The organism is Nitrospira defluvii, from assembly GCF_905220995.1.
GTDB lineage: Bacteria > Nitrospirota > Nitrospiria > Nitrospirales > Nitrospiraceae > Nitrospira_A > Nitrospira_A defluvii_C.
Window position 1 is genome coordinate 612,621 of the sequence record NZ_CAJNBJ010000001.1, and the last position, 22,349, is coordinate 634,969.

At 60.2% G+C, this 22,349-nt stretch carries 20 protein-coding genes; 1 reads left to right on the forward strand and 19 read right to left on the reverse strand.

Translation table 11 applies throughout. From position 1 onward, the window contains the following. Nucleotides 1–95: 95 nt before the first annotated feature. Nucleotides 96–743: a DsbA family protein gene (locus KJA79_RS02935; RefSeq protein WP_213040503.1), complete on the reverse strand. Its 648-nt coding sequence runs from the start codon at nucleotides 741–743 to the stop codon at nucleotides 96–98. Between the two features lie 96 nt (nucleotides 744–839). On the opposite strand from KJA79_RS02935, the gene KJA79_RS02940 reads away from it, so the two are divergent. Continuing rightward, a complete protein-coding gene (locus tag KJA79_RS02940) occupies nucleotides 840–1,391 on the forward strand; it encodes a Slp family lipoprotein (RefSeq protein ID WP_213040504.1) in 552 nt (183 codons plus the stop codon). 161 nt (nucleotides 1,392–1,552) lie between these two features. On the opposite strand, the gene KJA79_RS02945 is transcribed toward KJA79_RS02940, so the two are convergent. The 18 genes from KJA79_RS02945 to KJA79_RS03030 form a co-directional block, all read right to left on the reverse strand. Then, entirely contained in the window at nucleotides 1,553–2,032 is a 480-nt protein-coding gene (locus KJA79_RS02945) for a hypothetical protein (RefSeq protein WP_213040505.1), read from the reverse strand. Between the two features lie 18 nt (nucleotides 2,033–2,050). Beyond that, nucleotides 2,051–2,395: a hypothetical protein gene (locus KJA79_RS02950; RefSeq protein ID WP_213040506.1), complete on the reverse strand. Its 345-nt coding sequence runs from the start codon at nucleotides 2,393–2,395 to the stop codon at nucleotides 2,051–2,053. A 191-nt stretch (nucleotides 2,396–2,586) separates the two neighbouring features. Beyond that, the gene (locus KJA79_RS02955; protein ID WP_213040507.1) at nucleotides 2,587–2,883 is read right to left on the reverse strand and encodes a small metal-binding protein SmbP; all 297 of its coding nucleotides are present in this window, start codon (nucleotides 2,881–2,883) and stop codon (nucleotides 2,587–2,589) included. A 215-nt stretch (nucleotides 2,884–3,098) separates the two neighbouring features. Beyond that, nucleotides 3,099–3,623 (reverse strand): cytochrome P460 family protein, encoded by a 525-nt coding sequence (locus KJA79_RS02960; RefSeq protein WP_213040508.1) that lies wholly within the window; start codon nucleotides 3,621–3,623, stop codon nucleotides 3,099–3,101. 31 nt (nucleotides 3,624–3,654) lie between these two features. After that, nucleotides 3,655–4,815, reverse strand: a complete 1,161-nt coding sequence (locus tag KJA79_RS02965; protein WP_213040509.1) for a tetratricopeptide repeat protein — start codon at nucleotides 4,813–4,815, stop codon at nucleotides 3,655–3,657. A 178-nt stretch (nucleotides 4,816–4,993) separates the two neighbouring features. Further along, nucleotides 4,994–5,239, reverse strand: coding sequence for a helix-turn-helix domain-containing protein (locus tag KJA79_RS02970; protein WP_213040510.1), 246 nt, complete (start codon nucleotides 5,237–5,239; stop codon nucleotides 4,994–4,996). A gap of 964 nt (nucleotides 5,240–6,203) precedes the next feature. After that, on the reverse strand, nucleotides 6,204–6,578 hold the full coding sequence (locus KJA79_RS02975; RefSeq protein ID WP_213040511.1) for an ExbD/TolR family protein: 375 nt from the start codon (nucleotides 6,576–6,578) through the stop codon (nucleotides 6,204–6,206). Beyond that, nucleotides 6,568–6,993 carry a TonB-system energizer ExbB gene (gene exbB / locus KJA79_RS02980; protein ID WP_213040512.1) on the reverse strand — a complete coding sequence of 142 codons (426 nt, stop codon included), beginning with the start codon at nucleotides 6,991–6,993 and terminating at the stop codon, nucleotides 6,568–6,570. Before exbB ends, KJA79_RS02975 begins: the two co-directional genes overlap by 11 nt. Before the next feature lie 627 nt (nucleotides 6,994–7,620). Continuing rightward, on the reverse strand, nucleotides 7,621–9,852 hold the full coding sequence (locus KJA79_RS02985; RefSeq protein ID WP_213040513.1) for a TonB-dependent receptor family protein: 2,232 nt from the start codon (nucleotides 9,850–9,852) through the stop codon (nucleotides 7,621–7,623). Nucleotides 9,853–10,066: 214 nt separating this feature from the next. After that, nucleotides 10,067–11,314: a sialidase family protein gene (locus KJA79_RS02990; protein WP_213040514.1), complete on the reverse strand. Its 1,248-nt coding sequence runs from the start codon at nucleotides 11,312–11,314 to the stop codon at nucleotides 10,067–10,069. 121 nt (nucleotides 11,315–11,435) lie between these two features. Then, nucleotides 11,436–13,409, reverse strand: a complete 1,974-nt coding sequence (locus tag KJA79_RS02995) for an alpha/beta hydrolase family protein (protein ID WP_213040515.1) — start codon at nucleotides 13,407–13,409, stop codon at nucleotides 11,436–11,438. Between the two features lie 209 nt (nucleotides 13,410–13,618). Continuing rightward, nucleotides 13,619–15,877, reverse strand: coding sequence for a TonB-dependent receptor family protein (locus KJA79_RS03000; protein ID WP_213040516.1), 2,259 nt, complete (start codon nucleotides 15,875–15,877; stop codon nucleotides 13,619–13,621). A gap of 74 nt (nucleotides 15,878–15,951) precedes the next feature. Next, nucleotides 15,952–17,412 (reverse strand): amidohydrolase family protein, encoded by a 1,461-nt coding sequence (locus tag KJA79_RS03005; RefSeq protein ID WP_213040517.1) that lies wholly within the window; start codon nucleotides 17,410–17,412, stop codon nucleotides 15,952–15,954. Beyond that, nucleotides 17,409–17,603: a helix-turn-helix domain-containing protein gene (locus tag KJA79_RS03010; protein WP_213040518.1), complete on the reverse strand. Its 195-nt coding sequence runs from the start codon at nucleotides 17,601–17,603 to the stop codon at nucleotides 17,409–17,411. The genes KJA79_RS03005 and KJA79_RS03010 overlap by 4 nt, the downstream gene beginning before the upstream one ends. Nucleotides 17,604–17,667: 64 nt before the next feature. Further along, on the reverse strand, nucleotides 17,668–20,034 hold the full coding sequence (locus KJA79_RS03015) for a TonB-dependent receptor family protein (protein WP_213040519.1): 2,367 nt from the start codon (nucleotides 20,032–20,034) through the stop codon (nucleotides 17,668–17,670). A gap of 109 nt (nucleotides 20,035–20,143) precedes the next feature. Further along, nucleotides 20,144–20,467 (reverse strand): hypothetical protein, encoded by a 324-nt coding sequence (locus KJA79_RS03020; protein WP_213040520.1) that lies wholly within the window; start codon nucleotides 20,465–20,467, stop codon nucleotides 20,144–20,146. Then, nucleotides 20,464–20,994, reverse strand: coding sequence for a TlpA family protein disulfide reductase (locus KJA79_RS03025; RefSeq protein ID WP_213040521.1), 531 nt, complete (start codon nucleotides 20,992–20,994; stop codon nucleotides 20,464–20,466). The genes KJA79_RS03020 and KJA79_RS03025 overlap by 4 nt, the downstream gene beginning before the upstream one ends. A 19-nt stretch (nucleotides 20,995–21,013) precedes the next feature. Continuing rightward, the gene (locus tag KJA79_RS03030; protein ID WP_213040522.1) at nucleotides 21,014–22,324 is read right to left on the reverse strand and encodes a sialidase family protein; all 1,311 of its coding nucleotides are present in this window, start codon (nucleotides 22,322–22,324) and stop codon (nucleotides 21,014–21,016) included. Nucleotides 22,325–22,349: the final 25 nt, after the last annotated feature.

Below are 22,349 nucleotides of genomic sequence, written 5' to 3' on the forward strand. Positions count from 1 at the left end.
ATATGGCGTCCAGTCAAGAGTCGGAAGAACCAAACCTTCCGTCACTCCCGTCTCTCTCCTGCTATCAGCCACAAGCCATCAGCTATTCGCCCCGACTATTTTTTCGCGCTGTCTCCATCCAGAATGCTCTGGATGATCAGCTTCAGGTTTTCCGGATCGATCTGTTCGACCTTGATGTTGCCGTCGAGCAATACCGTCGGGGTCTGCTGGACCTTGATGCGATCACCCCATCGACGCCCGTCTTCAAAGGCCTTGGCCGGCTTGGCACTGGCCAATCCCTCTTCGAACGCGGCGGGATTTAGTCCGACCTCGCGGATCAGCACTTCCCGAATGGCCTTATCGATGATCCCGATCTTGTCTGTATGGATGGTCCGGAACAAAGCCCGCTTCATCTCGTTGCCCTTGCCCATGGTCTTGGCCTGCTCGTACATATCGAAGGCTGTCGGCAGCTTACCGGGAATGACAGGATAGCCCACCATGACCGCTTCGAGTTTGTTCCCGAATGCCTTCTCCAGAATCGCCAATCCTTCGCCGTCAAACCGATGGCAATGCGGACAATAGAAATCGGCAAACTCCACCAACTGAACCTTCCCCGGCTTGTGCGTCGACTTTTCTTCGCTCAAGATTTGAAAGTTGCCTTTCAATTCAGGTTTCCCCGCCTGCGCGATGCCCGAAAAACCGAGCCATGCCATCACCATCAGCCCCATGAACAGACCACCGTGCCACACTCGACGCTTCACCATACGCTGCACTCCTTTTTCCAACAGGACTCGCTTCAGCGGACTCGTGGGCATTATAAACAATGCTCACGATCTTCCACGTCTGTTATAATGCCAACGATGCGGGGCAAACTTCTACAGGGGATCGGTATTTTCTGCCTTACCGCAGTGCTGACGGCCTGCGCGACGTCCGCGGACCAGCGTGAGTCGGCCGACGGCAGCCCCCCGTCTCCGCCGTTCTCTCAAATCAAGGCGACGCCGGAATCCTTCAAAGGACAGACGCTCGTGCTCGGCGGGCAAGTCCTTTCGGCCCGCCGCCTGAAAGACGGCACACGTCTCGAAGTACTCCAGCTACCGCTGAACAACGCCCAGCAGCCGTCGCTGGATCTGATGAAATCCCAAGGTCGCTTCGTGGCCATTCAACGTGAATTTCTCGACCCGGCCACAGTGCCTCCCGGTACCTTCCTCACCGTCACCGGCGAACTGACCGGTTCGGTCACCCTGCCGTTGGATGAAACGGATTACGTCTATCCGGTGATCGACATCAAGAGCTTCCGCACCTGGATTCCGTCACAAGACTCGGATCAATTCCGATACCGCCCCTATCCCTACTACAGCCCGTTCTGGCATCCCTATTGGGGACCGTACGGACGGTTCCCTTATTACTGGTAACCGTCCGGCCCTTGCCCCTCGACCCACCGGCGCGCACGAAACAAACCTGGCCGCCGGCCTCGTTACGCCTACCGAATCGCACAGCTGCGTGCCCTTGAACGAGAACGCCCCGTCCATCTGGAGATGAACGGGGCGTTCCCACAACCGACTCGCTTCGGTCGTTACTTAATCATGATCAACTGGCCACCCGGCTGCTTCGGGTTCAACTGATCCCGATAGGACAGCGTGTTGCCCTGCGTGGCGTTGAACAGGTCGCTCGTCGGGACACCGATGTACTTGGTCTCACCGGGCTTGAGGACCACTTCCGCCTTCAGCACGAACGGCGAGGCCGCGTTGACCGGATCCGTCATCTGGAAACCACGCTCCGTGGAGGTGTTATTCGTCACCTTCAGCAAGACCGGGCGGCCGGGACGGACTTTGAAGTCGATGACAGTGGTCGGTGGATACCAGGCCTTGAGGCCGCCCACTTCCACCGCAAACAATTGCGCATCCACTTCCAATTCCTTGAACGGCTGGCCGACCACAGAACCGGTCTCGAGGTCGCCCACTTCGACGCCGCCGGCTTGCAACGCCCAGGCTCCGGTCGCACTCGACAACAGACTCAACGCGCCAAAAAACAATACTGCACTCCTGCTCAGCATACACAACCTCCTGTCAGGTTAAAGGGATGAAGACGAACGATGCTCCTGCGCCAGGCACGGAGGAAGACCAGTGCCTTCCAGCACCTGACCGCCGACAATGTGACCATCCATGATGAGAAATAACACTTTCATCCGCTTGGTATTATCAGAAAATTTGCCGCTGGCCACTGCCAGCACTTCGTGCGACCCGTCTGGCTGCGGATGATCGGCTTCGATCATCACGTAGTACGAATCGAATCCCTCAAATTCCCGATTGAACGCCTGCGCCCGCAACAATCGCTCGAGCGTGTCGTCCGCCGCCCACCCCGCCGTTCCACCGACCAGCACCAGGATGTGCAGCAGGGCGATGAAGAGTTTTCGCATGGGGCTACCTCCCTAGGGTGAGGAGTTATAGCCCCGGCAAGCCCGGCCGTCTACAGACGCCCGCTCATGGATGCCAACGGATGCTACACGATCGACTAGGGTGAAGTCGATAAGAAGAAATGCCTTCGGGGTCGATCCGGCCGGAGACGTCTCACGTGAGTTCTAGCCGCAGCACGGGGACGAACACGCGCCTACTTCTTCGCCTTGCCCTTTTTGCCTGAAGCCTGCTCCGCATGCGCCAGCGATTCCTCGGCATGTTTGACGGCTTCCTTGGCATGCTCCAGCGCTTCCTTCGCATGGGGATCGTTGCTCGCCTTGACTGATTCCTCCAGATGCTTGATGGCTTCCTTCTCGTGCTCCACGCCCTCTTTGGCATGTTTGATGGTTTCCTTCACATGCCCGCCGTCGGCCAGGGCATAACCCATCGGCGCGGCCAGCACCAGCATGGACAACGACAACACCACCATGGCAGTACGTACGTGAGTCATAATCATTCCTCCTCGGTAAATAAGTGGCCCGACGAATGTCGTGGGGCGCATTGTACAACATTCGACACGGATTGTTGAGTGACGGAGAGACTGGGGCTGGTGCAGGAAAGACAGGAACGATGGTGGGAGAGGGAAGCGTATGGGCGTACGCTTCCCTCATCGGGGCTCACTGCGTGGTCAGCGCAGTCCAACCGTCGAGCCCCGTCCACCGATCGTCAGCTGTGGGTCGGCGACAACCATGGCAGACGACAGATCCCGCATCGGCCAGGCTCCGTCGTCGCTGGGGAACCGGCCGCATTCCAACTGGCATAGATCCAGGACTCCCGCTGCCCGCATCCCCGGCTGTTCATGCTCATACCGGCACACTTCTCCATGGCAAACAGGGAGGGACGCGACCCCTCTCCCACTGCACGCGACGGGTAGGGCTGGGATTCCACCACGAACACCGTGCCGACCGGGAAGGACTCGGAGTCGGTCGTCAGCAGCGCCTTGGGACACACGTAGAATCGTAGCTGCTGCGTCCCCTCCCGCGACTCGACCATCGACGCCAGGCTCGGCCAATCTCGATACCCGAACGGGATCAGCAGACCGGCGGCGGGGGGAGCCGGCGACCAGCCTTCGCTGATATCCAACGCCAAGGCCAACAATCGCACCACGGCGACGCTCAAGCCTGCGTCGTGATGAGGTGCCCCGACAATCTGAGTTCGCTGGGGTGCTGCCACTGCGTGACTAACCGGCATGAGACACCTTCCTTTCTGATCCTGAGGACGATTACCGCCGAACCTCGCCGACGGTCTGGCCCAGGCGACGCCCGGCCCCTTGCTTCACCGCTTCCGACTGGACCCGCGCGCGAATCGAGGCAGCCCGCGCTGCGAACAACCCCGCTTCTACCGGCTGTCCCAGCACATTGAGCACACGCGCATACCGTTCCGCCAACAGCCCGACGGTGGGATGGTGTAATCCGAGCTTCTGTTGCTGGATGACCAGCGCCCGCTGGTAGAGAAGCTGTGCCTGCATCACCAACCCCTGCTCATCCGCCAGAAAGGCCATGTTGCCGAGGATGGTGCCGGTCAAAGAAGCCTGCGGACCCGAGGCTCGCTCGGCGATGGCGAGCGCTTCGTCGAACAATCGTTGGGCCGCAGGATACAACCCCTCGGCCTGATAGAGGCACGCGGCATTGTTCAATCCCATCGCCACGGCCGGGTGGTCGCTCCCAAAATGTCGCCGGCGTACCCTCAAGGCCCGTTCATACAACGGTTCGGCCCACGCATACATCCCGCGCCCTTTGTACAACGCGGCCAGGTTATTGAGCACCGGCCCCAACTCGACATGATCAGGGCCGTGCGCCTGCTCCATCAGCGTGAGCGCCAACTGGTATGAGGATTCGGCTGCCGTTTCGCGCCCCTGCTTACGATAGAGTTCGGCCAGGTTGTTCAAGCTGATCGCCACATCGGGGTGCGCCCCGCCCAGCGTCTTGCGTTCGATCGTCAGCACCCGCTCGTACAAGGGCTCGGCCGCTTCCCACTCGCCCCTGGCATGGGCAATTTCCGCCAGGTTGTTCAACGCCGCGGCGACATCTTCGTGCTCCGGGCCTCGTTGCGCTTCCCAAATGCCGAGTGCGCGCGTATAAAGCGATTCGGCCTCCGTGAGTCGCCCCTGGTCGTGGTACAGCAACCCCAAGTTGTTCGCGGCCAGCGCCACTCGACCCTCATCGGCGCGAAGCTGCTCGGCTTCCCGCAAGACCTGCATCAAGAGCGGTTCAGCCTCGGCATAGTGGGCCGCTTCCCTGGCCTTCACCCCGGCCTCGAAGCGCTGCATCCAGCCATCCACCTCCGTGGCACCGAGCCCGGTCGCGCCATAGAACACCATCAGCGCGAACAGGCCGACGAGCCCTATCTGATACCGCCGCTGTTTCATCCGATCACCCATCATGGTCGATTGCCTCCACCCTTTCGATCAACTCCGGCTTATCCCGTCCTCCTTGTCCGACTCGACAGCCCCTGCGCCGAGCCCCCCGGAGGGCCGGGGTGAAGGGGGAGGCCATCCCATTCACCCCGGGGAGGCAGATCCTGAAGAAGGGTGCACAACCTCAGGATCCGTCACGATTCGCTTACCGCTTGAGCGATCGACGCCCGGTCAGCGGCACCATTTTCAACTGCGGCACGGACTCAGTCGGGCGCGAATCGATGCGATTGCCCTCGACCAAGGCCATCACGGATCGCCGAAAGATACGCAAACTGCCGCCGCCGATTTTGGTGGCATCCAGCCGCCCTTCGTCGACCCAGCGATAGATCGTCCACTTGCTCACGTGAAGCAATTGGGCGGCTTCCTTGACCCGCAAGAGCGGCTGATCCATCACACGCCTTTCAGTACCCTTCGAGACTGTGGCGGTGGACAGGAGCGGCTTCGACACCGCTCCATCCCCGGGTGCGCGAGGGGGACGAGCCTCCCGAACAGCCGGGGCCACCATGCGAATTTCGGCACATGCCTCACGACAGTGACTTGGGGACCGGCAGCGGAGGTCACAGGGATGGCGCCTGCGCTGCCGGCAGGTCCAGGGTAGAGGGCAATTCAACCCCGGACTCAGACGATTCGAGTGAATAGCTCAGGCCGAACGCCCGATTGCGGCGGTCACAGTCATGAAGAGATGCCAGCCCAGGTTTGCCCCTGAACAGACCACCCATCAAGCATGCTGTGAAGAACGGCGATGCGTGCCCCGCCAGAACTATCCCCTCGCGGAGACCGGCGGCGCACGGGTGTGGAGAGACGAGTGATCCTGAACGGCAATGAGCAAAGGAGCGGAAGGGAGAGCAGACAGATGCGTCACCCAGACGACCCCGCTATCTGCGTGAGCCATTGGCCCGACATCCGATGAGACTTGGCAGGCCCACGAACAGAGCGTGGAGTGGGAGTCCGTACCGGAATGTTGATGGTGCTCTCCGGACGGTGCCGCATGAGCAAAGGAACAGCCGGGAGCGACAAGCGCCAAGGCCAGATAGACCAAGGCGACACTGAGAGTGACTAGAATGGCTGATGTTTTAGTGGACAATCGATTCATGGGTCTACAGTCTTTACTGGATACTCATCTACGCCCTTCCACGAAACTTGTCTACCGACGGATGCTCACGGTTGCTACAACCTGCGCGGCTTTACTTCGCGTCTCGAGTAGACGAACATGACAACACTGGAATGAATCGATCCATAGACCGCCATCTCCTCGGTCGACCGGAAGTCAACGTTCGCAACTGCCCCTTTTCAGCAGGTTCTGCTCAAACCATCCAAGCAAGGTTGTTTGAACCCATCTCGACCCATGCGAGTTCTCACGTCCGCACCACTTCCAGGCTCACCTGTTGGAACCCCAGCCCGCGGATGCGATCCACGATGACGACGAATCGCTCCAGCCGCGTCACCTTGTCGGCACGGACCAACACCGGCAAGTGACGAGGATGCGGCGCCAGCACGATCTCCAATTGTTCCTCGTCGATTACACGGTCGTCCACGAAGACCCTCCCTTCAGCCGTGACGGTGACGACGATCGGCCGGTCCTGCCGGTCGCCCGATGTCGAGGCTTTGGCAAGATTGACAGGAATCTGCCTCGTGGTGATGAACGTCGCCGTGGTCAGCACAATCACGAGCAAGACCAGCATAATATCCACCAGCGGAATCACATTGATCTGATCGACCTCACGCTCCATGGCGAGCCTTATACTGCGCGAGCAACTCGCTGACGCGCCGCCGAAGCATGTTATTCATGACGACGCAAGGAATGGCGACCACGAGCCCCGCCGCAGTCGCCTTCAAGGCAAGACTCAGGCCGATCATGATCGTCGCGACCGCCATGGCGCCGGAACTGCCCATGGTGTGGAACGTCAGCATGATGCCTAACACGGTGCCGAGCAGGCCGATGTAGGGCGCGTTGGCCGCCACGGTTCCGATGACCACCAACCGTTTGGTCAATGCGATTTCACAGGCATCCAGCGACGGGTACGCATGCACATCGATCCGCCGGTAATACAACCACCGCTCGATCGCCACGGCCGCCGCCCACAGGTTCAGCCCGATCAAGAGGCCGATCACGCCGTACTCCACCAGTTCTTTCATGCCGTCCATGATTCATTCTCCATGGGCTATTCAACTGCTCTCTCAGCGCTTCCTCACGCCGGATCAGCCCTTCGTCGTCGGCAACGGCCTCGGACGCGTCGGCGGCGAACGTGCCACCGTTGCAAGCCAACAGGGATATCAACCCCACCATCGCAACCACCCTACGTCGAACCCCAGACATACTAATGCCTCCTTTCCACGGAGCAGGGCGGAAGTCCGTCCGGACGCCGTCCCTACACCACGCGCGATACTCCTGTCGATCACATCGTCCAGACAGGAGCAGGAGGCGGAGCGCGCGGATCACGAGTCACACGCGGCCACGCTCGCGGAGGTGTCGGAATGTCAAGGAATTGAACGGCGTTGGTCTGCGAGAGCCGCTCGGGCACGGCACCGGTCGCCACGACCGAGGTCCCAACCGCATGGCACAGGGCCTGACAAAGTATCGAGCGACCGGCGTCGGCGACCGGGTGTGAGGCTGCGTGCGTCAGTGCGGGGCAGCGCCCTGTACCGACCGTCCACAAGGCAAGTCCGCAGAGGCACACCGCGATCAACAGTCCCGCTCGGACCGGGTACTGTTGCGCAGATATGCTGCCGCCTATCCGGTGGATGGGCCGCCCACGGGCAAAGGACGCAGGCCTACTCGAACACATACCGCACGGAGAGACCGCCGAAGACATTGCGGCCGATGAACGGCCCGAACGCCGGTGCATTGGCCGGGTTCAAGGTGGCGAACGCATAATTCTCGTCAAACACGTTTTCCAGTCGGGCAAAGACTTCGATCCCCCAATGTTTGTGCACCATCGTCTTGTAGCCTCCCTTCAGGTTCGTCACCGTGTAACTCGGATTTTTCTGCCCGTTGAGAGGGGAAGAGGACTCAAGATTCGTATCACTCAGGAAATAGGCGGTCTGGTATTGCCATTCCACCCCGGCAAAGGTGCCGGCCAACAATCCCTGCAGTTGCTCGTACGTCCAGTCGATGACGAGGCGATGCGTGGGCACCCCTGGCAAAGTCTTCCCCGCCAGCTGGACGCCGTTGACGAGGTAGTCGCGAAAACGGTAATCCGCATAGGTATAGGCAAGTTGGATCGTCAGCGGGCGAACCGGCTTATAGGCCAGGCCGACTTCCAATCCGTCGTGGTCGCTCTTGCCCGCATTGCGAAAACAGGGCGCAAAGATATTGCACGGGCCGGTGAAGCCGGTGCTGAAGCGCAGGAGCTCATCGGTGAAATGCTGACGATATAAGGCCACGTCGTAGTAGAACGATTCTCCCACGGCGCCCTTGACGCCGATTTCGTAATTGGTGGATTTTTGCGGTTGAATGCCCGGGTTCAAACCAGCCCCGCTTGCCGTCAGAGGATTGCGGAATTCCGAGCCGGTCGGCGTTTCGAACGACTGTCCGACGGTGAGATAGAAATTGGCCCAAGGGACGGGACTGTACCGGATGCCTCCCAGCCCGGTCGTTTGCGCAAAATTCCGGCGGCTGGACGCATCGATGCCGCCGAACCGGAGATGGTCCTGCACCTTGAAGCGCACCTGGCTGTACCGCACCCCACCGACCAACTCGATCTGCTCGGTGACCTTGAATTCGTTCTGCAGATAGACCCCGTCCTGGTTGATCCGTTCCTGCGTAAAGGACTGCAGCGCTCCCGGCGAGCCCAGGACGTTCGCGAAGTTCTTGTTCACCGAGTTTTGATCCTGCCAGTCGTACCCGACGATCAAGCGGTTCTCATGGCCGAGAATCGGCACGGTATTGGTGTATTTCGCAAAGGCCGCATTTTCAATGCGAGTCAACGTGATGAAACTGCTGTTGAAACAGCAGAGCGGGTGGTGCAAGTCGCGCGTGGCGAAAAACCCCGTGACCGTGATCTCCTGATGGTCGCTGATCTGATTGCGATAGGTGAGGGCCGGGCGAAACCGCTCGTCCTTGCGAAACGGCTTGAACGCCGCGTAGGGCGTATTCGCAGGGAACGTCGCCGGTGGAATGGCGTGCAGGGTCTGCTGCTGCAGACGCGGGCTGTTCTCGAATTCCGAACGAAAGAGGCTGCCCGGAATGTCACCGTCCATCTGGCCGTAGGTGACGACGAGCGACAGATCCGAATGATCATTGAAGGTATATTTGAACTTCCCCAGAAAACGCTGATTCCTCGTCACCGATTGATCGCGGTAGCCGCCGTAATCCAGGAATGAATAGTTGGCCATCCAGCTGAACTTGTCGTTCGCGCCGGCGGCTTTCACCCGGTACTTTGAGAAATCGTACGACCCGAAGACGAACCGGGGCTCGACATAGCGATGGTCCTTGTTGCCCTCCTCCAACACGTAATTGATCACGCCCGCCGAGGCATTGCCGTACAGGGTCGAATTCGGTCCGCGCAGCACTTCCACACGGGCCACGGCGTCTAGATCGATCGGCTCCAACCTGGTCTGCCCATCGACTTCGGTAAGCGGGATACCGTCGATCAGGATACGCACGCTCCGGACACCGAACGTGGACTGAACGCCGCTGCCGCGAATCGAAATGCGCACGTCGTCAGGGCCGAACCGACGTTCCGTCTGCACGCCCGGCACGATGCGCAACGTTTCATCCACGCCGACAGCCGGCCGCCCTTGCAGGATTTGCTTCTGATCGATCACCGACACCGCACCGGGCACTTGCGTCAGTTGTTTCGGCGCGCGTGTGGCGGTCACCACGACCGGATCCATGATCACCAACGGCGCATCGTCTTCCGCGCGGCTTCGGATTTCCTTGTCATATTCTTCCTGCAGACTCGTGCGTTCCGAACCGGTTCCTTCGTCGGCGCGCGCGGCGCCGAAGGTCCAGACATTCATCACGATCACGCCGCTGCACAGTAGGAGAGCACCTGTCCGCATCACACACCTCAGTCAACCGTCCATCAATCAGGGAAACGGCGCGGACTCTAACAAGGCTTCCGGCGAAGCGCTACCGACGTACGCTTACCGATGCAACAGATGTGACAGAAAGACGTAACCGGGGAGAACGGACAGGAGAGGCAGAGCCATTCAGAGGCGTCACGGTGAGCCGGAAAGCCAGCTCACCGCAGAATTGAAGCGAAGCGGTGAATGATCACGGCTTGGGGAGATCCACGCGTCCCTCTTGCACCACGATCTTGTTGGTGGGAAACGCATGTTCGGTCCAGGCCAGGGCGACTCGACCTGATGGGTCAATCGCGACGGTCGGATGCTCGGCTTTGGCGCCGGCGCTCAGCGGGATGACCGGCCCGAAGGTCTTCCCCCGATCGGCCGACAGACGAAGGACCACGCGTTTCCGTACGCCGGTCACTTCCTCCCATACGGCTGCGACGATCCCGTCTGGGTGAACCGCCAGACGAAGATTGTCGGGCAAGGAATTGGTTGAGGTATGCAACGAGACAGGTTCGGTAAACGTCCCGGCCCGGTCGTCGGAGGTCGCGAGGTAGATACGGGCCTGCTCGTCGGTCCCTTCCGTGTACCAGCCGACGTAGAGCCGCCCTTGCCGATCGAAGCCTAACGATGGACCGCGATGCGGACAGGCCGAAAACACCCAATGGTCTTCCCGCACGAGATGCGGAGAACCGAACGTCTGTCCGCGATCGACTGACTGCGCCACCACGATATCCCGCACATTCCCGTCGAAGGTCTTCCGCCATACGGCCCAGAGACTCCCGTCCGGCGCAGCCGCCAGCATGGGCCGGCAACAGGGACAGGCCATGCCGTCCACCGTCATATTGGGCCCAAACGTCGCCCCTCCGTCCCGTGAACAGGTGAACTGCACCGCGGCGCCGCTGCGATCCTTGCCGCGCCCGTCCAACCACATCACGTAGAGGTCGTTCTCAGGGCCGCGCAACAGATCTTCGAAGGTGTGGGAAATCGGCAACCCGTCGTCGTTGACCTGCACCGGAGCGGTGAACGTATGGCCCCCGTCACCGGAAGCCGCCACGCGAAGGTCCGATGCGAACATGGCGCCGGGGGTCCGGTTCGGCGTGGACCAGCTCAGCGCAACCATGCCGTCTCCTTCGGTGGTCAGTCCCGGAGCCTGATGCAACGCCTCTGGTCCGAGTGCTGCCGAATTGACCTGAACGGCACTGCCCAGCTGACGTGATTCTCCCGCGATCTGCCGCATCTTCACGATGCCCTGTTGATCAGGTTTTTCCAGCCAGGCCACATGCAACGTACCGCTTGCATCATATCGAAGAGAGGGAGGCGACAGGGTAAAGGACCCGGCGGCAACGACCTGCGCCGGAGTCAACGTCACTCCGGGTGCGGATCGAGTCTCTGCGTGAACAAGATTGGGACTCAGCCAGAGCAGGAACAAGAACCATACACAGAACACCATCGTGACATCTCCTCTGAAGAACGAACAGACCCGTCAGGCAACCCATGCTACGCAGGACAATTCCGCACTGTCTACCGACCGCTGCTCACCGCTGCTACATCCATCACGACGCATAAGCGAATCAGTTGAGATATTGGCCAAGGAAGGCCTCTAACTCAGAGAAGACGCGTTGCCGATCCTCTTCTCGATGCAAGGCATGGTCGGCCACCGGCAGTTCCACATAGGTGTAGATGGATTTCCCGGAAGACCGTAATGCCTCGGCCAGGGCACGGCCCTGGGACACTGGGACAGACCGATCCATCAAGCCGTGCATGAGCAGCAGCGGCGTGCGCATCTCCTGCGCATGAAAGACCGGAGAGGTCTCCCGAAGCCGCTCCCGATCGTTCCACCAGGACCCAATCCGCATTTCCACCATTGGCTTCTGATTGAGATACCAGCGACTGTCGGACACCAGTTCGGGCAAGTCCGTCACCCCGCCAAGACTGACGGCACAACGATACAGATCCGGCGTCTTCACGACACCCATCAAGGCAGCATATCCACCGTAGCCCGCTCCGACGATGCAGATCCGGTTCGCATTGGCGATACCGGAGCGGATCGCATACTGCACCGCGTCGGTCACATCGTCCTGCATCTCCAACCCCCACCGCTGGAAACCGACGCGGAGCCATTCATCACCGTATCCCTCGGTCCCGCGAAATCGCGGTTCCAGCACGGCCCAGCCGCGACTGGCGAACCACTGAGTCCAATAGTTGAATGCACCGGGCGATCGCGAGGCAGGGCCTCCATGGGGAAACACGATCATCGGAAGGTGGCGCGGGTCCCGATCCTTGGGAACGGTCAGGAAGACTTGCAGCTCCTTACCGTCCCGCGCCGTCACGTAGGTCGTGGTGGGAGAAGCGAGCCCAGCCCCCTCCAGATCAGGATACGACTTGCCGAGCAAGACCATGCGGCCGTCGTGTTCGTCGAAGATCCACCATTGCGGAGGAAGGACGGCACTACTCGCTTTCACGATGTGCAATCGTCCGTCATCACTGCTGCTGTGGATGACATTGACGCGAGCCGGCAAGGCCCTGTCGATACGAGCCTGCAACCGCTGCGCATCGAAGTCCCAGAACAGCACCCGCTCATCCGCCGGACTGTACCGAACGCCGACGACCTTCTTGCGTCCAGGCGCGTAGACCAACTCACCGTTCAGATCAAACTTCGGATCGGCGACCACGAGGATACGATCCGCGGTCAGGTCCGTCACGTTGAGTTTAAAAATTGCCGCCTTGCCCCGATGTTGATCCCTGACGTACAACCAGGCGGGATCGGCATCGAAGGCCAAGGGAACCAGTCCGGTTTCTTTGGCCAAGTCATAGTCGGCCAGTTCGCGCCAGAGACTGGACTCCGGCAGCCTGACAATGGCATGCACTGCGGTGTGAAATTGCCCGACCCCAGCCCGCACCCTTCCTGCCCGATCGGCAATCCAATGTGCAATCGCGGAGGCGTCCGACTTCGAACTGGGGTTCGCCTGGACCAACTGCCGCTCACCGGAATAGACGTCCACCTTGTAGACATCCGGAGCATTGGGGTGTTCCAGATCCAGGGCGAGCAGCACGTGCCTGGGATCGCCGGGAATCGTGCCGACGAGCTGATCCTGGAATTGAGGGAAGTGTTTCTTTCCGAAAATCGACGGAAAGGCGCTCTGCTTGAACACATTGGGTATCTGCTCTGTGCCATCGCGATTGACCGCCAACAACCGAGTTTCGATCGAATCGATCGCGTCTCGCGTGGCGGCGAACCGGATACTCACCAACAGCCGCTCGTCATTGACCCAGCGAAACCAGGTGATGATGTATTCGCGATTGTCCGTCGAGACGACACGGTGCACATCTTGTCCGGCAAGGGTTTGGGTATCGAGAAACGTCTGCCCGTCATGGTTGCGGAGCACGGCCAGGTGCCGCCCGGAAGGAGACAGTTGAATGGATTCAATGCGGGGCAGCGAGGCGAAGGCCGCGGTGGGCAGCGGGGTGGAACCGGACTCGGCGTAGACCGGTACCATGCTCCAGACAAGTAGCCAAACAGTGACAAGTCCGTAGATGGCCGGCACGGTCTATCCCTACAGTAACCAGGACATGCCCATCCGGGGAGTACCCGACGGATTCTGTTATCACATGTTCGCCCGACAGCCGTCTATCCCGTTTTTTACGCAAGCGGACGGCGCGAAGGATCGCCTGTTGCCGTATGGCCGGTCTCGCACCACCGTTCGATGCGAGGCTCACCTCACGATGAGCCCCGCACCGACACAGGCACGCCGCACTAGAACTTATATTCCACGCCTCCGAAGGCACTGATGCCGAATCCCGGGTTGGCGAACCGGTTCAGTGAGTCGTTGACCACGACCGCACCGGCATAGGTCTTGTTCGTGAGGTTTCGGCCCTCGGCGAACAAGGTCCAATGCTCATCGATGTTCCAGCCGGAACGCAGATTGATCAACGCATACGACGGGTTTTTAATCGTATTGGCATAGTCCGTATAGAAACCGGACAACGACCATTCGACGTTCGGCGCAATCCACCAACCGGCAGGATTATCGTACCGCGCTTCCACATTCAGGCTATGTTCCGGCGCGCCGGCGACCGTGTTGCCGTCCTTGGCAATCAAGACATTGGGGCCGCCGATCCCGCCGCCTCGCACATCGTCGGTGAACTTGAATCGCGACCAGGTATAGGCCACACGCGTCTGCAAGCTGTCTTCCTTGCCCGGGCCGCCCTGCGCGAAAAGACCTTTCTTCAGCACCATGGCGCCGCCGGCTTCCACGCCCGTATGGCGCGTGCCATTGGCATTCTGGAAGGTCCCGGTGTTGTTGATGTTGGAGGCCAGAATCTCCTTCTGCATTTCGAGATTATAGACCGTCACATCCCAGCTGTAGCGCTTATCCGCAGAGGTACCGCGGTGTCCTAATTCCAACTGCCAGGCCCGTTGCGCATCCAGATTTAAGAACCCGGTGTTCGCGGAACCGTTGGCGTTGAGCGCGGAGAGCAACTCCACGTTGAGCGGCGCCTCATACGACCGGCTGGCGTTGAAATACAGTTGCGAGGTCGGCGTCGTACGATAGACGAACCCGACCTTCGGACTGATCGCGCCGAAATGTTGCATCGGCTTCTGCGTGCCCGTCAGTACAGACGGCGTCGCCGGATTGAACGGATTCCCGGCCGGCCCGAAGTTGTCGATCGTCGCCTCGCGCCCCGTATAGTCCCACCGGCCGCCGATCACGATCGTGAAGTCCTTGGTCGCATCGAAGGCATCTTCGGCGTAGGCGCCGAAGTACGTCGTCTTGGCCGTGTAATTTTGCGTCATCGCGCCGATGCTACCGTTGATGTTCACGAACCGCTGTTGCCGCTGGTGCCCATACCGCGGCTGGAAGCCGGCGACGAAAGAGTTATTCTTTCCGAACAGCGAATTGGAATTCACATACCGGAACTCACCGCCGACATTGTTATTTTCCTGCCGGATCGTTTGAAAAATCGGGTGGTCGATGAACTGGTTCGAGAAATACGGAATGATTTCGAAATATTGATTCGGCGCGAACTCGTTATGGTACGCGATGCCGATCCGTTGCAGCGTGTAGTATCGACCCCAGTTGCAAGCCTGGTTACTGGACACGCAGGCAAAAAACGGCGGCGCCCCGGGAGGGCTTTGCCCTCCGGTCTGTTGTCGGTTGAAGAAGAGCTGCTGGTTGGTGAGTGAACCGGGAATCCGTTCAGCCACATTGGCTTGCAGGAAGTAGGCGCGGATTTCCTGATGGTTGCCGAGTTGCAAGCCGATGTTCGCATTGATGCGTTCGCGGGCCTGCTGACTGTTGTCCTGGAAGCCGTCCTGACGGTTACCCGACACGCTGATGTAGTAGTCCATCGTGGCGCTCATGCTGCCCACCTGAAACGGCTGCAACACCTTGCCGCTGGACACCTGCCCGCTGACCATCCCGAAACTGCCGCCGAGCATGCGCATCTGCAAGGTCGAGGCGCTGTAGCCGGTACGCGGCACGAAGTTGATCGCGCCACCGATGCTGTTCGCGCCATACCGCAAGGCGTTCGCGCCCTTGTAGACTTCGATACGCTCGTAGGCCAGCAGGTCGATCGATTCAAAGTCGGAAAATCCATCGGCGTCGCCGAAGAAAATGCCGTTGATCAAAATATTGATGCCCCGATGATGGAAATTATTGCGCAAGGATGTACCACGGATCTGAAACTGGCCTTCATCGGCCCCGAAACGGGACTGAAACCGCACCCCCGGCGCGAACTGCAAGACGTCCTGCAAATTTAACGCGCGCGACTCGGTAATCTCCTTTTCCTGTATGAGAATGTTGCTGCCGGGACGACGCGCAAATTCCTTCTTCACGTCCTCGACGTTCTCAATCCGTTTGCCGCTGACTTCTACCGGTTCGACCGCGATGACCGGCGCCTCCTGATCTTGCGGCTCCTCCGCCGCGCGGGCCGCAAGTGGCTGCGCACCTCCCAACACAACGACGGCCAAGAATCCAATTCCGATGCTACTGATGCGATCACGGCACTTCATTCCCTCGCTTCCGATCTGCCCAGACCATTCATGACCATGAATAATGACGGGATGCCGGTTGAGTGCACCACGTACTACTGACCCCGTTGAGACGCTGCCGACCAAGCAGCGTCTTTCATCAAGGCACCGTCCAGCGGCATCCCCTGCTTGAATCTACGACGAATGGCCCGCACTTGTTCAAAATCCTCAAGGGGATTCCCTGCCAGCGCGAGAAAACTGGCCTCGTATCCCTCGGCAAATTTTGCAATGTGCCGTTCGGGGAATATGGCGACCGGGGTCGCCACGCACCACATCTTGAGCAAGGTGCGATTATCGAACAGATGTAACGTGCGCAGATGCTGCACCTCGGCCAGCGACGTCTCCGCATGGTCGCTGCCGATCAACAGTGACACCCCCGCGCGCTGCAGCAACTGGAGATTGTCCCTCAACACAGGAGACGCGGGATCAACCGGCGACGAGTTGTGCTTCGCGTCCGGCCCTGGCCCATGCCCCGCCTGCTGACCGTGCTGGTGATGGCCACCGAGAGACGGCATGGCCTGTCCCGCCACCGCCGTGGTGACCACTCGGACCTTGTGATCCGCGGCCAGGCGCGCATCCTCCTCGGTCAATCGGGCACGCTCCACATCGTGCGGCCCCTGCAGTAACCAACCCGGCACATGCGCCAGTTCATCAACTCCGGCTCGAACGGCATGGCGGAAATCGGCGGCGGTCTCGACATGCGCCGTGACCTGAAGCCCGACCGCATGCGCCCTCGCCACAATGCCCGGCACCAACGCAGGATGAAGCCCCTGTCGATGATGGACGGACCTGGGCTTTGCCGATCCACCATCGTCCTCGGAATGGACCAGATACACTTTGAGGAAATCAGGGCGACCGCTCATAATCACCGGCCACTTGGCCGCCACATCGGCCTCGGTGTCGACCACCACGTACGACCGGTTTTCGAACCAGCCCCGTTCGATCGGCCCGACCGCCGGCTCATACCGCCCGACCCGCAGCACGTCCTCATACAAGGCCACAGGATGCCCGCCGCGTCCCGTGAGGCCGGCATGGGCAAACGTGGCGTCGATGCTCGTCGGCACATTGACGATGGGCCGGATCTGCAGGGCGAAGTCCCGCACGTCATTGGGATTCTTCACGTAGAACACCCCGTCCTGCAGATACCGCTGCGCGACGGCCTGCACATTCCACGGCCCCTCGACGTTGTGGTTGTGCGCCTCTCCAAAGGGTGGGACCATGTAGAGGCCGGAGAGATCCACGGTCTCAACTGGCCCCGGCGGGAGTTGTCGAGTCAGCCGTCCCTGGACCGCATACCAGGTATCGGGTTGGAATCCCTCCCCATCGAACCAACGGCCGTTGATGAAGGCATATGGCTTGGCCGACGACGCAGCCGGAGTCACTGCTCCGCCCGCGCAACCGGACGCTTGCGCCAGCAGCACCAACGCGAGCAGACACCTCATGACGCCTAGGTTGCGCCCGATGAGGACCGACCATCCGCTGACGGCGATCCGCGACCCCGCCCCTATGTTCGTCATAGGCTGAGATTCATTTCGTGCGTCTTGTTGCTCTGGACCAGCCGGTCCAGCGAGGCGCGAAACACCCGCAGGCTGCCGCGGCCGATTTTCGTGCCTTCCAATCGGCCGTCTTCCACCCAGCGATAAATCGTCCACCGGCTCACCGCCAACACATCCGCCGCTTCCCCGACACGCAAGAGTTGCTTGTTCATGGCAATCTCCTTTGAAGTTCGTGCGCGAGCGGCAGCCATCGGCGCTGCCACTCACGCCACATGGTTAAAACAATCCTAAGGTCACACCGCCGTAAATCGCGCGACCATAGCCGGCAAAGAAGGCCGCTTGATTCGCCGCCTGTCCATACGTCTCCCCGCTCAACACTTGACCGGAGGCCGCATACTTTTTGTCCGCGATGTTATCGACTTCGAGGTAGAACTTGGCGAACCGAAACCATTTGTTGTTCGACAGCTCGAAATTCTTGTGCACATTCACATTGGCAATCACATAGGAAGGAATGCCGAAGGTGTTGCTGTTGTTCAGAAAATAGCTGTTGTAGTAACTCCCCTCGACCCAGGCGCCCCACCCTGTCGCCTCGTGATCGTAGGCGATCTTCGAGTTCAGCACGTCGGTCGGCACATTGGGCACCTTTTTCCCGTCGCGCACCAACGTCGACGTTGCCGTGACATCGTTGAAGTTGATGTACCGCGCATCGATGTGCGTATAGGCACCTGAGAGCCGCAGTCCTGAGAGCGGTCGCCAGTCGTAAAACACTTCGACCCCGCGATACTCCGACGAATCGGCGTTGGATGAAAATGCGCGCTGAGTCGACTGATTGGTGACGGAGATGATTTCGTCTCGATAGAAGGTCCAGAACCCGACCAATTGCATGAAGAAGGTCTTGGTGATCTTGCCTTCGGTTCCGATTTCGAAATTGACGTTCTTCTGCGGTTTCAGATTGAAGTTCGTCCCCGGGTTGCCGTCGATCCCGGTCGTCAACTGGCTCAACTGAGGAATCCCGTATCCGGTCGACGCGCGAACCCAATGCCGCGTCGCGTCGGACGGACGCCACGAGAGCGACATTTCAGGCGCCCAATTCCAGAACGACCGCTCGGCGCCGGTCCGTGACGTCGAGGCCACATTGCCCACGCCGTACGAATGGTTGGCCGCCTGAATGCTCAACAACGACTGTTCCATGCCGAGACCGCCGGCCAAGGTCCATTTGGGAATTACTTCAAGCTCTTCGCGCACCCGACCGCCGATATTGCGAATCGTCGCGCGGCTGTTCTGTAGCAGCAGCCCTCGCGTCCCGAATCCATCCGCGAGATTTTGAAAGCTGTTCCCTTCCTGCTCCATGTTGTTCGCAAAGAAGCCCACATAACTGCGCAGCGGACGATCGAACAACCGGCCGTCGTGCCGCAAATCGGCATAACTTTTGAAGTTCGGATTGATATTGTCGCTGATCGTCGTAAAGGTTTGATTGATGTCCTTCACGTCATAGTCGCCTTCGATGGTGAGCACCGTATTGGCATCGATCTGCCGTTCGTAGATGCCGCCGACGATCGTCCGTCGATCCAACCGCCGCTGAGCCAACCGCTCGGAGTGATTACATCCGCTCGACTGGTTATTGAACACACAGGCGCCGGTCCCGCCGGCTTGCCGGTCATCCGTATGGAACTGACTCTGCGTCAACCGGGTCGGAACCCGGGCGTCCAGGAAATTCGTAATGGCTTTGAAATAGAAATTTTGCTTATCGTCGATCTTGAACCGCATGTTCAGGTTGATCGTCTGGGTGCTGTAGTTGCTGTTCCGGATATACCCGTCTTCCGCCACGTTGCTGGCGAACAGCGAGATGTCGAGATTCTCGTACTGTTTGCCGATCGCAAAGGCCTGCTTGTGGTACCCGTAGGAACCGCCCGAGAGAAACGTTTCGAAGCCGTTGATGTCGCTGCCACGCCTGGTGCGGAAGTGCACCATGCCGCCGAGCGCGTAATTGTCATAGAGTGACGACGAGGCGCCTCGCGTCACTTCCACGCTGCGCATGAACCAGGGATCGTGAATATCCAGGCGCGACAAGCCGTCCGATTGCGTCTGGATGAATCCGTCTTCGTACATTTTGATGTCCCGCACGGCGAAGGCGGTTTTCGCGCCCTGGCCGCGGATCATCATGCTGAAGTCGCGCGGGCCGTTCGCCTGCCGCATGACCACCCCGGGCAGCGATTCCATCGACTCTTTCATCGTCCTGGTCGGCTGCGAGTCCGTTTCCGACTGTTCGGTGGAGGAGAGCGTGATGCCTTCCGGCCGCCGCTGGATCCGATTGCTGACGATACTCACATCGGACAACTCATACTGCGGGATCGGTTCTGCCGCGGCCGCCGCGGGCGATCCCGACACCTCCGCCGCCGGTTGAACCGGTGTCACCGGGGACACCACCGCGCCCTCGGCCGGTTGCTGCTGGATTTCCTCCAATTCATGAAGAATTTTCTGGAGCTGATCTCTGAGATCGCGTTCCCGCGCGCTTTTCTCCACGACGGCTCCGGCCGCCGACTCCTCTTGCGCAAACGAGGTAGCACTCGTGACCGGCGCAGCCACCAGCAAGGCACAACCTACAAAGGCATGAAGTCTGAATAAATCCTGACGGGCCCACATACAGATCCTCCTGGCACAACGGTGCACACGACAGAAGAGAGAATCCCCTCGCGCCCCTGTCTGAACGGACGAGAAGAGAAGCTAGCCGACCTAGCGATATGAAAGGGAGTTACGACTGAACGGGGGGTGCGCGAGAGGCGGCATGGAAACCGCCACCGCCTGCGGTCACGCTATGGTCGCGCTCCACAAACAGCGCGGCCACGAAAACAGGCTGCAGGAGAAGGGCCACAGGACCGGCATCCGATGTCGGATTGGCCTGACAAGCCCAGGCACAAAAGCCGGAGTGCGACACTGTTCCGCCATGATGATGGGCGGCCGGTTTCGGGTCGGCATGATCGACGACGCAGGCAACAGAGAAGAGCGCCAAGATCAGGTAGAGTCCTGCCAACGCGGCCGCACATCCAGAAAACGGTGTCTGTAGTCCCCGCATCATGGCATCAAACTCTGCACAGCACGAACCGCCTGAGGGGCATCCCAGTCGCGCGGCCCGACGGCCCGCCCGATCAGGGTGCCTTGAGGATCGATAAACACGGTCGTCGGAAGCGCCCGCACCAGGTACGCATGGGACACGTCCTGATCTTCGTCAAACAACACCGGCACCTGCACCTTCATGTTCGCGAGAAACTGTGCGATCCCTTCCCGCTGTAGATCGGTCGTAATCGTCAGGAGGGCGAACCGATCGGGGTCCAACTGCTGACGCAGGCGCCCGAGCGCCGGCATCTCTTCCTTGCAGGGTCCGCACCAGGTCGCCCAGAAATTGATCACCACGACCTTCCCCTTCAAGTCAGCCAGTTGCACCGGCGATCCATCCAGAGCGGTCAGCGCGAACGGCGTCGCCACCGTGCCGGTCCCAACTCGTCCGATTTTCAGTACTGCCAGGGGATCCTCCGCCGACGCAGAACCTGCCGCTAGCCAAAGGACGAGGACCAGCAGCAGACCGCGTGTTACGTTACCGCTCATCGTGAGCACTCACACCGATTTACCTCGTCGTTTCGGCCGCCACGGTGGCCGGTGACAGCCGCAACGTCTGGGTCACAATTTTATGTCCGGGCATGCCATGTTCCATCCAGGCCATGGCAAAGACACCCTGTCGGTTGACCGCTACCACCGGCGTCTGACTCTTTCGTTCATTCAGCTTGCGCGGAGTCGTGAACGCGGTCCCCCGGTCGGTCGAAACACTCATCACCACATCGCGCTTCACTGGCCCCTGCTCCTCCCAGATCACGACCAGCCGCCCCTCCGGATCGACCGCAATCTGCGGATGGTCAGGGAAGGTGTTCTTGGAGACATTCAACTGCCGCTTCGGCGAAAACGTACGACCTCGATCATCGGAGTAGGCCACATACACTGCGGGAATTTCATCAGTCCCTTCCGTGTACCACACGACGTACAAGCGTCCTTGCCGGTCCACGCCCATGGAGGCGGGCCGGTGCGGGCAGGCCGGAAACACCCACTTGTCATGCCCCACGATCACCGGGCCTTCGAACGTCTCGCCGTGATCGACGGATCGTGCCACGACGGTCTCCCGCACATTGCCCTCGAAAATTTTTCGCCAGGCCACGTAGACCATGCCGTCGGGACCGCTGGCCAACGCCGTGCGGCAGCAGACGCAGGTCCCCTCGTCCACCTTGAGATTCTTGGTGATGGTTTCGCCACGATCCAACGACCGCGCCACATAGGTGCCCGGCTCTTTCTTCCCTTCACGCCCGTCGATCCAGGAGAGGTGCAGGCGGCCATCCGCATCGCGATGGAGCGCATCGAACGTATGTTGAATGACTCCGGGGTCGTCATTGACCACGGTCGAGGGCTGGAATGTCCGCCCTCCGTCCGTGGATCGGCTGAGGCGCAGCTCGGTCGCAAACGGTTGTTGCGGAGTGGCGTTCGGATGAGCTAATCCCCAGCTCACGAACACCTCGTCACCCTGGACCACCAACGCGGGCGCTTCCTGCCTCCAGTACGGCACGTCCTCCGGACGATTGATGCGCACCGGCGCGCCCATCGGCCCGCCCGGCTCCGTACTGCGCGCGTACAGGACCGACCGGACATCCTTGTCTTCCTCCATCCAGGCCAGCGACAAGGTCCCGGCGTCGTCGATCTGTATCGACGGACCCACCAGGCTTTTCACCTTATGTTCGGTGATGACCTTGGGGCCAAGCTCTCCGGGCAGAGCCGTCTCCGCGGAAGCCGGCGACATGATCGGCAACAGACCGATCAACAGCCCTGCGACCAAGACCTGCTTGTTTCGTCTTGGCCTCGGCATCATTCGTCGACCGCGCATGCTCTGGATCATGTTGCTCCCCCGTTGAAGCGTGAAT

Coding starts and splice junctions, on each gene's coding strand:
- KJA79_RS02955 (WP_213040507.1), bottom strand. CDS start 2,883: ATGACTCACGTACGTACTGCCATGGTGGTGTTGTCGTTGTCCATGCTG.
- KJA79_RS02985 (WP_213040513.1), bottom strand. CDS start 9,852: ATGCGGACAGGTGCTCTCCTACTGTGCAGCGGCGTGATCGTGATGAAT.
- KJA79_RS02965 (WP_213040509.1), bottom strand. CDS start 4,815: ATGATGGGTGATCGGATGAAACAGCGGCGGTATCAGATAGGGCTCGTC.
- KJA79_RS02950 (WP_213040506.1), bottom strand. CDS start 2,395: ATGCGAAAACTCTTCATCGCCCTGCTGCACATCCTGGTGCTGGTCGGT.
- KJA79_RS02945 (WP_213040505.1), bottom strand. CDS start 2,032: ATGCTGAGCAGGAGTGCAGTATTGTTTTTTGGCGCGTTGAGTCTGTTG.
- KJA79_RS02960 (WP_213040508.1), bottom strand. CDS start 3,623: ATGCCGGTTAGTCACGCAGTGGCAGCACCCCAGCGAACTCAGATTGTC.
- KJA79_RS03015 (WP_213040519.1), bottom strand. CDS start 20,034: ATGTGGGCCCGTCAGGATTTATTCAGACTTCATGCCTTTGTAGGTTGT.
- KJA79_RS03000 (WP_213040516.1), bottom strand. CDS start 15,877: ATGAAGTGCCGTGATCGCATCAGTAGCATCGGAATTGGATTCTTGGCC.
- exbB (WP_213040512.1), bottom strand. CDS start 6,993: ATGGACGGCATGAAAGAACTGGTGGAGTACGGCGTGATCGGCCTCTTG.
- KJA79_RS03025 (WP_213040521.1), bottom strand. CDS start 20,994: ATGAGCGGTAACGTAACACGCGGTCTGCTGCTGGTCCTCGTCCTTTGG.
- KJA79_RS03030 (WP_213040522.1), bottom strand. CDS start 22,324: ATGATCCAGAGCATGCGCGGTCGACGAATGATGCCGAGGCCAAGACGA.
- KJA79_RS03010 (WP_213040518.1), bottom strand. CDS start 17,603: ATGAACAAGCAACTCTTGCGTGTCGGGGAAGCGGCGGATGTGTTGGCG.
- KJA79_RS03005 (WP_213040517.1), bottom strand. CDS start 17,412: ATGACGAACATAGGGGCGGGGTCGCGGATCGCCGTCAGCGGATGGTCG.
- KJA79_RS02970 (WP_213040510.1), bottom strand. CDS start 5,239: ATGGATCAGCCGCTCTTGCGGGTCAAGGAAGCCGCCCAATTGCTTCAC.
- KJA79_RS02940 (WP_213040504.1), top strand. CDS start 840: ATGCGGGGCAAACTTCTACAGGGGATCGGTATTTTCTGCCTTACCGCA.
- KJA79_RS02990 (WP_213040514.1), bottom strand. CDS start 11,314: ATGGTGTTCTGTGTATGGTTCTTGTTCCTGCTCTGGCTGAGTCCCAAT.
- KJA79_RS03020 (WP_213040520.1), bottom strand. CDS start 20,467: ATGATGCGGGGACTACAGACACCGTTTTCTGGATGTGCGGCCGCGTTG.
- KJA79_RS02935 (WP_213040503.1), bottom strand. CDS start 743: ATGGTGAAGCGTCGAGTGTGGCACGGTGGTCTGTTCATGGGGCTGATG.
- KJA79_RS02975 (WP_213040511.1), bottom strand. CDS start 6,578: ATGGAGCGTGAGGTCGATCAGATCAATGTGATTCCGCTGGTGGATATT.